Here is a 13,440-nt window from a genome sequence, read left to right on the forward strand (position 1 = left end):
TATACTTTCCTTATTATTGTAAGGCTAGAATTAGATTTTGCAAATTTTTCTCCATCAGAGTGAAATAATTATCGTTATTTTTCTCCTGTTCCTGGGTCAGTCCCTCTACCGGGTTAAGCACAAGCGTCGATACACCTGCTTCATTTGCCAGTGTTTTGGCAAGTCGATCGGAGACCAGTTCCTCGAAGAAAATATACTTAATCCCTTCATCCTTCACCAGTTTCGCCAGCGCAACCATATCCTGCCCGCGTGGCTCTGCATCCGGTGACAAGCCCATAATCGCATGCTGATCGAGACCGTAATCACGAGCCAGATAGCCGAAGGCCTGATGGGAAACCACGATTTCTTTGCCCGGTACCTTGGCAAGCTCGGTTTCGAACTTGGTGTCAAGTGCCTTGAGACGCTCTGCGAGCTTATTGTAACGCTCCTCGTAGGCATCTTTATGCTCAGGGTCAGCGGTTTGCAGACTATTTTTAATATTTCCGGCCATAATGAGCGCCGACTTCGGACTTACCCAAGTATGCGGGTCCGTGTGCAGGCTATCGCCGCCCGTATTTCCACTCTCCGCACCATGGTCCTCTGCTCCACTCTCATGATCAGCATTACCGCTGCCGCCATGGTTATGACCGTCATCTTCATTAGTTTTAATCAAATTAATGCCTTGGCTCACTTCCACCGCCTGCACTTTGCTTCCACGATCCAGCCCCTTCAGGAAGTTCGGCACCCAGCCTTCCAGCCCGGCACCATTATACAAAAACAGCTGCGCTTTAGAAGTATTAATAATATCCTGACTGCGAGGCGTCCAGTCATGCGGTTCTACACCGACTGGCAGCAGATTAATGGCATGGACGTCATCCCCGCCAATTTCTTTGGCAAATTCATATATAGGATAAAATGTGGTGACCACGTTTACCTTGCCCTCCACAATATTTCCACCACTCTTAGCGCCGCATCCGGCGAGTACCAGAACCAGCATCAGGGCTGCCATGAACCACCCTTTGCGTGACATGCGTGAAACCATAATAACTATCGACTCCTCAGATCGTAATATTTACTATGCGAATTATAATAGTAATGGTTACGATAAGTCAACTCTTTATCCTCTTTACCCCTAATGTTGATTTGGTATTTGACTTGTGTTTTCTCTTTCTTTAGCTTGCCCTTCTATAGCAGATAATAGAATACCGCTGTTGCCGAAGCATAGTCTTACTATTCCTTTTCCTTTTCCTTTTCTTTTTCTTTTTCTTTTTCTTTTTCTTTCTCATTGTATATACAAAAAGGAACATCCCCTCAGCTCTCTTAGCTGTAAGGATGTTCCCTTTTTAGGGCACTCTGTTGTGCTCGGCAGTACTCTGGCATTATTCCAAATTGCTGCTCTGCACTACTCTAAATCACTTTTTTAAAAAATGTCCCGTCTTACTTCACAATCGCTCCGTTAGGCATGCTGTCCGGTACCGTAGCAAGCGTCAGCTGATCGCCTTTGGAAGCTGCTAAAATCATACCCTGCGACAACTCACCACGCAGCTTAACCGGCTTCAGGTTCACGATACAGATCACCTTTTGCCCTACCAGCTCTTCAGGCGTGTAGAATTTAGCAATTCCCGATACCACCTGGCGTTGCTCGTAACCAAGATCCAGTTGGAGCTTCAGCAGCTTGTCAGCTTTCTTCACTGGCTCAGCGGCGATGACTTGTGCCACCCGCAGCTCTGCCTTGGCGAAATCGTCAATGCCGATTTCTTCCTTGTGCTCTTCTTCCACCTCGGAAGCTTCTACTGCAGGAGTCGCTTCAGCCTGTTGAGCCGCTGCTGCCTTGCCTCCGCCCATCGCCTCAGCGATGTAAGCCACCTCTTGTTCCACATCGAGACGCGGGAAGATCGGATTACCCTTCACCAGCTTCGTGCCGGCCGGAATCAGGCCAAATGTCTTACCACTATCCCATGTAGTCAGCTCCCCTGACACAATACCCAGCTGCTCCCAAATCTTCGCTGGTGCGCCAGTAAGGAATGGCTGCAACAGAATGGACGCCGTCCGCAAACCTTCAACAAGATGTCTCATCACGGAAGCCAGCTCCGCAGTTCTGCTCTCATCCTTGGCAAGCACCCAAGGCTGCGTCTCATCGATATACTTGTTCGTCCGGCTGATGAACGCCCCAATGGCAGTCAGTGCTACGGAGAACTCCATTTTTTCCATCGCTTCTTCTACTTTGGCATACGTGCTCTGCGCCGCAGCCTGCAATTCGCCGTCGAATGCTGTTACGTTACCCTCATAAGCCGGAAGCACGCCGTCAAAATACTTCTCAACCATTGCACCTGTACGGTTCAACAAGTTGCCTAAGTCGTTCGCCAGATCGTAGTTAACGCGGTCTACAAAGCTTTCCGGTGTGAACGTGCCGTCAGAGCCGAATGGCACTTCGCGCAACAGATAGTAGCGCAGGGCATCCAGACCGTAGCGGTCAATCAGGGTTACCGGGTCTACGACGTTACCCTTCGATTTGGACATTTTTCCATCCTTCATCAACAGCCAGCCATGCGCAAAAACCTTCTTCGGCAGCGACTCACCCAGTGCCATCAGAATAATCGGCCAGTAAATGGTGTGGAAACGGACGATCTCTTTACCCACGATGTGCACATCTGCAGGCCAGTATTTATCGTACAGACTACGGTCTTCCGAGCCATAGCCCAGTGCAGTAATGTAGTTGGTGAGCGCGTCAATCCATACATACACCACATGCTTCGGATCACCTTTAACCTTAACGCCCCAGTCGAAGGTCGTACGGGACACTGCCAAATCTTCCAGACCCGGCTTGATAAAGTTGTTAATCATCTCATTCTTACGGGATTCCGGCAAAATAAACTCCGGGTTCTCCTCATAATATTTCAGCAGACGGTCCGCATATTTGCTCATCCGGAAGAAGTAGCTTTCTTCCTTGACCAGCTCTACCGCATGACCACTGTCCGGGCTTTTCGCGCTAACAATGACACCATTGCCATCGCGCTCCACATCAACGAGTTGCGTCTCGGTGTAGAACGTCTCGTCAGGAATGCTGTACCAGCCTTCGTACTCCCCTTTGTAAATGTCGCCTTGCTTCAGCAACCGGTCAAAAATATCCTGAACGACAGTTTTGTGGCGTTCTTCTGTTGTACGAATGAAATCATCATTGGAAATGTCCAGCTTGCGCCACAGGTCCTTGATGCCAACAACAATATCGTCAACGAACTGCTGCGGGGTCTTGCCAGCTTCTCCAGCCTTTTGCTCAATCTTCTGCCCATGCTCATCTGTACCAGTCAAGTAATGAACCTCGTAGCCACGCAGGCGCTTATAGCGGGCCATAGCATCTCCAGCTACCGTTGAGTAGGCATGCCCGATATGCAGCTTGTCACTCGGATAATAGATTGGTGTTGTCAGATAAAAAGTTTTCTTGTCGCTCAATTGTCGTCACCCTTTCTTCTCCATAAAAAACAAAAAACTCCCGCCCCCTATATGGGGCGAGAGTAAACTCACGCGTTACCACCCAAAATTCCCTGTCTCCTCACAGAGAACAGGCTTCTCCAGTTCCCTTGCCGGGAACTGCCCATTAACGCTGGAACACGCCGTTATCTTACGTGAACCCAGTCATGCGGTTCTTCGCTCGAACACAGTTCCTCCCGGACCATATTCAATCTGGCGTCTCCTGCCGGTTCTCAGCTTCCCCGGTTCTCTGTACAGGTATCCCGATCTACTCATCCGTTCCTCGGAAATCAAGTTATTATCCAAAATATACCCAAAAAGACGCCGTCATGTCAAGTAACCTGGGACGTTCCTCCCTCTGGGTTCTCTTCCTTTAGCGGAGGGACAGGGTCCAAACCTCCCGGATGAAACGGATGGCAGCGGGCTATCCGCTTCGCAGCCAGCCATGAACCCTTTAAGGGGCCGTGAACTTCTATCGCTTCCAGTGCATAGGCTGAACAGGTCGGGTAAAATCGGCAAGTAGCCGGCTTAATCGGAGAAATATACTTGCGGTATACCCGGATTGGCGCCTGAATCGTTCTGCGTCCGACTCCCATCTTAATGTCCTGCTTTACTAAGACTTGCCGGCGCTGACTCTTCTTCCCGGGTCTCTTCACAATCTTTGCAGTAACCGAACACCTCAAATTTATGCTTGACGACCCGGAACTGGTCCGGCGTATCAGTCAAATTCATCGGACAGAAATGGATTGGATAAGTCTTCATGCATTGAAGGCAAATCATATGATGGTGATGATGATCGTGTACGCAGCTTGCTTTGAACTTCACGCCATCTTCAAAGACGACCTGCTCAAGCACACCCAGCTCCTCCATGACCCGGAGGTTACGGTAGACGGTATCAAAGCTGAGACCGCTATACTTGCGGCCCATATGATCATAGACATCCTTCGCTGACAAATATCCTGTATTCTCGCCGAATAACTTGGCAAGCGTTTTGCGCTGGTCGGTGATTCGCAGTCCCTGCCCCGACATGACTTCCAATATTTGATCTGTCGACAGCATACGCTCATCTCCCATAATAATTGTTCATTTCAATAACACTCTCTTTATAATGCCCCAAAATATATGCTCCGTCAATGAAGCTCCACCCTAGCCTAATCAAATATCAGTCCATATGTATTCAATTCATTAAAAAACCCGAGGCACGTTCAATAGCTGAACGCCCTCGGGATGGATAAGAAAATCTATTTATAAGTGCTTTAAACTGTAAATATCCTTACTTTTTAGCTGGAAGCGGAGTGAAGACAAAGTTTACAGGAAGATTACTTCCGGATGCAACGGTGAAGAGCATCTCAACCGAGCCCTCATATTCACCGGTACGGAAGAGTACTGCGTTCATGTCAGAATTCGACAAGCTTCCTTTATTCGCCAGATTCACAATCACACCATTTACAAGAACAGAACCAAGGTAGTTTCCTCCGCGCGGGTTGAAAGTGATCAGTGTGTTTGGAGCTACCCGATCAATTTTGATTTTGTACAATACGCCAAAGTTCCCGGCGTTGGAAGCTTCGGTGCCATTCATTGGATCCACACCGATAAGGTTCAAATCGTTCTTGTTGTCACCCAGAACAAGTCTGGATGGTACTGTTCCTACTACATCAGGTACGTCGATGATGCGGGTAGAATCAGGATACGTACCACGGTTGTGCACCCCGTCGCGGTCAAGAATAGGCAGCAGCGGCAATGTAGTCAACGGATCCTTGGTCTGCTCGATCATGATTACGTTATATTGGATGGCATAATCGCTCATCAGGTCAGCACTCAGTGAGATGATGTCACCCGGCTTCATAGCGACTTTGCTAGTATCCGTCAGGATCGGAACGCTTTGTCCCGGTTGAAGTGTGATCGTGCTGTAGTTCGCACCAGTCACAATAGAATTATAGTACTTCATGACAGAAATTTTGCCCGTGTACTCCGGTGATGCTGCCGGACCGGCAAATCCGACAAATTGAGTCGTAATCGTCGCTGGTTCCGGATTGTTATTAGTTGCAATGATATACACTTTCTGTCTTGTGCTCATGTTGTTCTTATGGTGAACCAGGAAACGTGTCGCACCAAGAGCCGTCTCGCGGTACAATACGCCTTCAGTGTTTACTGTCTCAGGGCTGTTACTGCGGATCAGTGTGTATGGCTCGGAAGAGGTGTTGTACGCCAAATTAGGATAGCTTGGGATAGAACCACCATCGATAGTCAGAACATCACCCGGCGGGGTGAACAACTTGGCTACTTCGTCTTGTGTATACATCTGATCATTAGTAATATTAATCGTCTTTTCAAATGTTCCGCTGAGTCCGTGTTTGTCCGTAACCTTCAATTGAATGGAGATTGGACCCGGGTTGAAATAGGCAAGTGCGCGATTCGACCATTCGGCCGTCAGTTCTTCGCCTTCAGGATCGTAGCTGTGGTCAGTAATAACCACTGGCTCACCCATTTTATATTCATCTTTATCTGTCGTGAAGTTGGCTACCGGCGGCTGGTTAGGCTGCAGGACATTAATGGTTACAGAGTAAGGATTACTCCATTCTCCATTCGCGTCCCTAACGGAGTAGCTAACGGTATAGAAGCCTGGTTGATCATATATATCCTGCTTGCCTTCCCAACGTTCTTCAACGATGGCTGTACCATTCGGGGAAGAGCTGCTTGTAGTAAAGGCTACCGGCTGGCCAGCATAGATCTCGGTCGGCTGAACCGTGAAGGAAGCTTTAGGCTTTGTATCCAGTGTCAGAGTGACACTTTTTTGCACATTATCTACGGTATAAGGAATACCAAGTGCCGCAGTAATGGAAGTTAGCGGAATCATAAAGGTACCATTGAACAGGTAAGCTGGACCTTTCATCGTTACCTTCTTGCCGTTAACGGTATAAACATTGCTGTTCGTCTTGAAACGCATAACGTCAGTACCTTTAGTTACGACTGTTTCCTTTGTTTTGTTGTCAAAAATGAATTTGACCCCTACCCGCTCCACCATGGCGCGGATTGACACATAGGATACACCATTCTTGACCGCCATTGGCTGGTTAGCCAGATATTGAACGCCATTGACATACATTTTGTTACTATTCATCATCAGAATAAGCTGATTGGGACCACCAGTGGGAATAGGCTGTGTGCCTGAGCCCGGGGTAACGGTTGGCGTCGGAGTTGCACTCGGTACTGGTGTTGCTGTTGGCAACGTTGTAGATACGGGTGTTTCTGTGGTTACAGGCACGTCACTTGGCGGAGGCGTGGGTGAAGCTTGATCTGCTTCAGGCGCTCCGGTGTTAAGAGGCTGTTCTGTGGCCTCTGGCTGATGCGGCAATGCGTCTGTTGCTTGCGTCGGATTCACAGTGTTCTGTGGCGTAGCATCCGGGACAGCGGCACCAACTGTGCCGACTACCGTACCACTCACAGAGGACGCAAATGCCGGAACGGCTGCAGCGACCTGGGAAACGGCCAGTACAGCAACTAATGCGATTTTTCTAAAATTCATTGTATAACTCCTTCTGCTCCTATTTGATGGAATATTAGCGCACTACGATCTTGTTAGATGTACAGCAACCACATTCCCTGCAAAAATGCAGCCATCCTTAAGGACGGCGGTCAAATCTGCCACGTACTTTTTTAACAAAACATAGTATTAGACGCATCAGGCCTTAAAAAGTTTCAGAAATGTAAAGAAAAGATTAACGCCAGCTTCCATAAACATGGGAAAAACACCTCCCTGAATCGAAAACCATGATCCATGAAGGTGTCCATAGTATGCCATTGCGCATTTTTTATAGGGCTTAAATTACTTGGGAGCTATACCAAATGCTTACTCGGCGCTACGCTTCCAAGCTTCCCGGTATTCCTTGGGCGACATTCCCGTCTGTTTCTGGAATACTTTGGTGAAATAACGCCGTTCCTGATAGCCGACACCCGAACCAATCACCGCAATGCTCTTCTCGCTGTGGGCCAACATGAACTTGGCGGCATCCACTCGCTGCTGCGTCACATATTCGACAAATGTCATGGAGAAGCGATTCTTGAACAGCAAACAGAAGTAACTACTGCTTATGCCAAGCTTACCAGCCACTTCTTCAATGCCGATGTCGGAACTCAACTTTTCTGTAATGTACTGAACCGCCATATTCATGAGCTGATCCGATGATTTTTTCGAGTTCTCGCTTCCGTTTTCCGGCACTTCCTGGAACAAAGGTAGACTATTGAACAGTTTATCTTTGTACTTTCTGCTGCGAATGTGAGCCCCGATCTCACGTACCTTGTTGCCTAGTTCCTCATAGTGTATCGGCTTGCAGATGTACTCCCTCACCCCAAGCCGGATCGCTTCACGAGCATAATCAAATTCCTGATAGCCGGTGAGCAGCAGTACCTCGCACTCATTGCCAAGCTCGCGCAGCTTACCAACGAACGTCAGACCGTCCATGACGGGCATGCGGATGTCACACAGCACAAGATCGGGATGCTCCTCCTCGGCGATACGCAAGGCATCCATCCCGCTGCGGGCCATGCCCGATACAGTCATGCCCATTTCCTCCCAGGGCAGCACACGGTTCAAATTATTGAGAATCGGCGCCTCATCGTCAACCAATAATACTTTTAGCATAATGATCTTCCCCCTGCTCGTATTTAGGTATGACGCATTGTATGATCGTTCCAAGTCCCGGACTGGAGCAGATAAAGACACCGTATAAGTCACCGTATTCAATACGGATACGGTCGGCCACACTGCGGACGCCAAGTCCCCGTCGCTCATGATTCATTCGCTGCTCCGGCTTGTCAATGACTTCCTGCTCCGCATTTTCGTTCACCATGTACTGGAATAGCGATAGCTGAGCCGGTGTCATGCCGATACCATTGTCTGAGATTCTCAGGATCAGATTCCCCCGTTCTTCCCATCCCTGGATGATCAGCTTGCCTGTATAATCAATCCCTTCAAAGCCGTGTTGAATACTGTTCTCCACAAGCGGCTGTAACGTAAGCTTCAGTATTCCGCAGCTCATCAGCTCATCTGGAATGTCGATCTCATAGTCGAATAGATCCTCAAAACGGAACTTTTGGATATCCAAATAATGGCGCAGATGTTTCGTCTCTTCCTCAACGGTAATTTCATCCCTGCCCTGAATGCTGATCCGTAAAATGCTGGCCAGCCTGTAGACCATTTCGCTTACTTTGCGCCCCTCATTCTGCACCGCGAGCACATTGATTGACTCAAGGGTATTAAACAAGAAGTGAGGCTTAATCTGCGCCTGCAGCACTCTCATTTCCGCCTGATTCTTGCGACGCTGCTCGACCTGAATTCGGTTGAACAGACCATTGATCTTATTCATCAGATCGTTGAATCCCTTCGCTAGCAGAGTCAGCTCATCGTTCCCTTTTTCCTCAACACGGGTAGTCAAATCTCCGTCTTCCACACGGCGCATGAAACGGACAATGACCGCAATTGCCCCGGTAATTCGGTTCATGAAGAACAGGTTGAAGAAAACGGCAGCCAAGAAACAGATAAATACGACGATCACGAACCAGCGTGCGAACACTGTGACTTCACGGGATAATGTCTCCCAAGAGGTCACGGATACAAGACTCCATGGATAATCCTTCAGGTGATAGACAGAGAGAATACTCTTCTCGCCGTCGAACTCGGTTTTAAAGCTCTGAAATCCTTTTTTGAAGGCTACTTGTTTAGTGGTAAAAGATTCAAAGTTTTGCCCATCCAGCTTGCGATCCGGATCAAACAGGATCATACCGTCATCATTGACCAGCATGAAGGAAACATTCTGATCGCTGTCGCCTATCTTCAAATTGCGGAAGATCGACTCGAACTCCCAGTTTTTAATTTGAACAACCAGTATGCCGATATTCTGAAAAAAGCTTAGCTCCTTCACGAGCCGAATTTGCGTAAACACGGGTTCAGTCCCCGTAAGTTCCGGGTATTCGTGAGGAGCCAGCCATTTGGGCACACCATTGAGCGTCATGACTTGCTTGTACAGATCGCTCTCTTTGAACTTTTCATAAGGCATCGTGCGGAAATTCTCTTTGGTGAAAACCGAGACAATCTCCGAACTGCCTTTTCCATTAAAATTGTATAGAAACGCATAACTAATAGAAGGATGATTGTATAACAGACTCCGGAAATTGCGCTGGCTGGCATTCAGGCTCAGTTGCTCGGCATCCGTCAGATCCTGTTTGGAAGGATCATCGGCACTTAGTGCCATATGGAATACTGAAGTGGCAATTCCGTTGTCTGTTACATTGTCCATGTCTTTGAAGACATTAGAAATACTGTAGCTGATCGCCTTCAGGGAATATTCCGACTGCTGGCTATATTTTTTCTCAATAGAATTATAAGTCACGAAGAACATAATCATGCCAAGTATAAATAGGGGAATGATAATCAGGCCCACAAATGCCGTAAAGAGTTTATAGCGCAAATTCATCGGCCATGCTCCTGACCCTAAGGGATTATCCTTTCACACTACCCGCTGTAACGCCTTCAATGATTTTCTCCTGCAAAATCGCATAGATAACAACCACTGGCAATACGCTGTAGACAATCCCCGCCGACATCTGTGCATAGTTCATCTGATATTGATCACGGAATTGAACCATGCCCACTGGTAGCGTACGCAGCTCATCATTGGAAAGGAAGTAGTTGGCTAGCAAGAATTCATTCCAATTTCCTAGGAAATTCACAATGAATACTGTAACCATAGCGGGAACCGTTAGAGGTACAATAATTCTAGCAAAGATACCAGGGGCATTCAAGCCATCCATAACGGCCGCTTCCTCAATCTCCGAGGGCAAAGATCGCATAAAAGCAGCCAAAATAATGATCGTAAATGGAATCGCATTCGCAATATATGGGATGATCAGCGCCCAATGCGTGTTCAAGATGCCAAGCTTACGTACAATGTTGTAGATCGGCAGCATCAGCGCGTTGTTCGGAATCAGCATCCCTACCAGAACCAAAGAGAACAATATCGTATTCCATTTGCCCTGACGCATGCGCGTGATTGCAAACGCGAACATCGAGGCTAGCAGGATGGATACGACGGATGATAACACAGAAATGTACAAGCTGTTGAAGAAATACGTGCTTATTTTGGCGTTAACCCATGCCTCAACATAGTTATTGAAAACAAATTCTTTCGGAATACCAAAAGGATTGAGAGCAATCGCGTTGTTATCCTTCTTTACAGACGAGAACAGCACGAACAGGAAAGGAAACAGGATGACCAGCAGATAACCCAGCAGGATCACATGGGGCAGACTCTTTTTCAGGGTGCGCATTAGTATTCCACCCTTTCTGTACGCCGGGCAATAAGCACTTGATAAAGAACTGTAACCACCAGCGTGAACGCAAAGATCAGAACAGCGATGGCATTGCCGTACCCATACTTGAAGTTGGTAATCGCATATTTAATCATATAAGTTGCCATAACCTCGGTGGAACCTGCTGGTCCGCCCTTCGTCATGACGATAACGATATCCGCCGCCTTCATCGCACCCGCGATGGACAGCATGATGACTACTGAAATAATAGGGACAATCAAAGGAAGAGTAATCCGGGTCGCCCGCTGGAAACGGGTCGCGCCATCAATTGCCGCAGCTTCATCCAGTTCGCCTGGAATAGACAGAATAGCCGCCAGCACCATGACAATATAAAATCCGGTCCACTGCCACGCATTGGTGATCAGGATGGATAGCATCGCGAACCGCTCATCCGACAACCAGTATACCGGGTTGATTCCGACCAAACTCAGCAGTTTGTTAAAGAGTCCGATGTTTGGCTCGTAGATAAAGCCCCACAGGATGCCGATAACAGCCGTTGACATAATCGATGGCATAAATACTGCTGTCTTATACAGACCCTTCAGCTTTTTGACATTTGCGATCAAAAGAGAGAAGATCACGATCAAAGGAACTTGGATAAACACGGAGAACAGAATGAACCATCCGTTGTTTTTCACCGAAATCCAGAATCTTTCATCCCCAAAAGCCTTCGTATAATTACTAAACCCAGTGTATTTCACCGTCGCTGATACACCATTCCAACTGGTAAAGCTGTAATAGATGGAACTGAAGATCGGATAAATGAAGAACATCAGGAACAGAATTAAAGCAGGAACAACAAACAGCGTAAAAACCACAGGGTTTCTCAATGCTTTATTCATGGCTACCTCCAATTGCTTAGACATCAGAGAACGATTTAAGGAAGTATTTTAAAAAATGTACCCTGGAACAAGCGCCAGGGTACATTCAGTTTCCTGCTTCTTATTCCACTGCTGCGTTGGCTTCTTCCTGAACCTTTTGCAGCGCTTCGCCCATCTTCTCAGGTGTGGTTTGTCCGCCGATCAGCTTTTGAATTTGAATGTTACTGATCTCGGTCGTTACATCCGCTTGCACAAGAGAGTCAAAGGCTGGGAATGAGGATTGGGAGTTGTTCAGTACAGCTACGATCTCGCTCATCAGATCATCTGTAATATTCTCATTCAATACGTTTTGGTCAATCTTCATTGCAGGCAGCACACCATCTTCTACAAGTCCGCGAAGCTGCATTTCTTCATTAAACAGATTCTTGATAAAGGACTTCACTGCAGCCAACTGACGAGGATCATTAGCTACTGCTGCAGAGAAGCCGTAACCATTGTTCACATCGCGCATCAGAGCTGTTTGGTCACCCGCGCCGCCCTCAACCGGAGGAATATTGAAGAATCCAACTTTGCCGATCAGGCCTTCACCAGATTGACCTGGTTTAAATACGGAAGATTTCCATGTTCCGTCATACAACAGGATGGCTTCACCACTTGTGAATTGTGTTGTATATTCAGCATATTCGAAGCCCAGTTCGCCTTTTTTGAAGTAACCTTTGTCTACCCAGTCTTTGTACTTAGCAAAGCCGGCAACGACTTGCGGATCTGTCCATTTAGCTTCGCCAGTAGCGAACTTAGCAGTAACTTCCGGTCCAGCATAACGGGACCACAAGTGGTTAGCCAACATCAACGGTACCCAACCTGCTTTGGAGGCAGCAGCCAATGGCACTTTGCCGTCAGCTTTGATATCTGCCAGTTGTTGTTCCAGCTCGGCAAAAGTCGTAGGGGCCTTCCAGCCCTTGCTGTTGTAGTACTCTTTGTTATAGAAGAATCCTTCACCGGAACCGCCGATTGGCAATCCGTAGATCTTTCCTTCATAAGTAAACGGATCAAGGTTGGAGAACTTATCTTTGATGCCCAATTCTTCCAGAATAGGCGTCAGATCAAGAAGCTTGTTTTCTTTTGCATAAATCTTGGAGTCAGGGCTACCGAACAGATCGAATACCTGCGGTGGATTGCCTGCCGCCATTTCACCACGAAGTTTTTCTTTGCGGTTCACGTCTGATTCAACGCCGTCCAGCTTAAAGGTTAAACCAGGAACATCCCCTTCTACCTTCTTAACTACATCCTCCAAAATAGCCAAACGTTTTTGTTTGTCTGCCCCTACTTGGGTGTGACGGATCGTCATTTCGAACGGCTCCTCACTTACCGGTTCCTCAGTAGCAGGTGCGTTTGTAGCTTCCACCGTGTTCGTTCCAGTTTTGTTGCCCTCACCATTGGTAGTGCTAGTGTTGTTATTTCCTCCACAACCGGCAAGCAGCGCAGAGCTTACGAAAATCAGGGACAACAGCAAAGTCATACTTTTTTTCATTTTTGTGACCCTCCCTATTTAATGATTTCGTTTACAGTTTCTATTATAAAAAAAGGTGATTGTTAACGTAAGGTTAAGATTCATCTACAGTAGGGATAAAATTGTCTAATGTAAGCGAAATCATTGTTATTTTTTAACTTTTAACGTTAGTATTTATAACATATAACTTTGTAAAGGCTAATTTTAAAATCAAAAACCATCTAAAAACAATGAAGAATAAGTGCATTTATGTATGATGAACCGTTATTATGTTATGTATTTTAACATAAATCA

The 13,440-nt window shown here is 47.2% G+C and carries 10 protein-coding genes; all 10 read right to left on the reverse strand.

Going from position 1 to position 13,440, the window contains the following annotated elements:
• Positions 1–13 precede the first annotated feature (13 nt).
• A complete protein-coding gene (locus ACFVU8_RS11010) occupies positions 14–1,021 on the reverse strand; it encodes a metal ABC transporter substrate-binding protein (protein WP_387427372.1) in 1,008 nt (335 codons plus the stop codon).
• 395 nt (positions 1,022–1,416) lie between these two features.
• Positions 1,417–3,429, reverse strand: coding sequence for a methionine--tRNA ligase (gene metG, locus ACFVU8_RS11015; RefSeq protein WP_387427374.1), 2,013 nt, complete (start codon positions 3,427–3,429; stop codon positions 1,417–1,419).
• A 350-nt stretch (positions 3,430–3,779) separates the two neighbouring features.
• Positions 3,780–4,043 (reverse strand): membrane protein insertion efficiency factor YidD, encoded by a 264-nt coding sequence (gene yidD, locus ACFVU8_RS11020; RefSeq protein WP_379465674.1) that lies wholly within the window; start codon positions 4,041–4,043, stop codon positions 3,780–3,782.
• Position 4,044: 1 nt separating this feature from the next.
• The gene (locus ACFVU8_RS11025) at positions 4,045–4,506 is read right to left on the reverse strand and encodes a Fur family transcriptional regulator (RefSeq protein WP_066363786.1); all 462 of its coding nucleotides are present in this window, start codon (positions 4,504–4,506) and stop codon (positions 4,045–4,047) included.
• Between the two features lie 214 nt (positions 4,507–4,720).
• A complete protein-coding gene (locus tag ACFVU8_RS11030) occupies positions 4,721–6,973 on the reverse strand; it encodes a copper amine oxidase N-terminal domain-containing protein (RefSeq protein ID WP_387427375.1) in 2,253 nt (750 codons plus the stop codon).
• Positions 6,974–7,297: 324 nt separating this feature from the next.
• Positions 7,298–8,089 (reverse strand): response regulator transcription factor, encoded by a 792-nt coding sequence (locus ACFVU8_RS11035; RefSeq protein WP_379465676.1) that lies wholly within the window; start codon positions 8,087–8,089, stop codon positions 7,298–7,300.
• Positions 8,067–9,920 (reverse strand): cache domain-containing sensor histidine kinase, encoded by a 1,854-nt coding sequence (locus ACFVU8_RS11040; RefSeq protein ID WP_379465677.1) that lies wholly within the window; start codon positions 9,918–9,920, stop codon positions 8,067–8,069. Before ACFVU8_RS11040 ends, ACFVU8_RS11035 begins: the two co-directional genes overlap by 23 nt.
• Positions 9,921–9,945: 25 nt before the next feature.
• Entirely contained in the window at positions 9,946–10,773 is an 828-nt protein-coding gene (locus tag ACFVU8_RS11045; protein ID WP_175373027.1) for a carbohydrate ABC transporter permease, read from the reverse strand.
• Positions 10,773–11,657, reverse strand: a complete 885-nt coding sequence (locus ACFVU8_RS11050; RefSeq protein ID WP_175373026.1) for a carbohydrate ABC transporter permease — start codon at positions 11,655–11,657, stop codon at positions 10,773–10,775. The genes ACFVU8_RS11045 and ACFVU8_RS11050 overlap by 1 nt, the downstream gene beginning before the upstream one ends.
• Positions 11,658–11,757: 100 nt before the next feature.
• Complete coding sequence (locus ACFVU8_RS11055; protein ID WP_379465678.1) at positions 11,758–13,167, reverse strand: extracellular solute-binding protein; 1,410 nt, start codon at positions 13,165–13,167, stop codon at positions 11,758–11,760.
• Positions 13,168–13,440 lie beyond the last annotated feature (273 nt).

This window comes from Paenibacillus sp. NPDC058177 (genome assembly GCF_042883835.1).
GTDB lineage: Bacteria > Bacillota > Bacilli > Paenibacillales > Paenibacillaceae > Paenibacillus_AQ > Paenibacillus_AQ agri.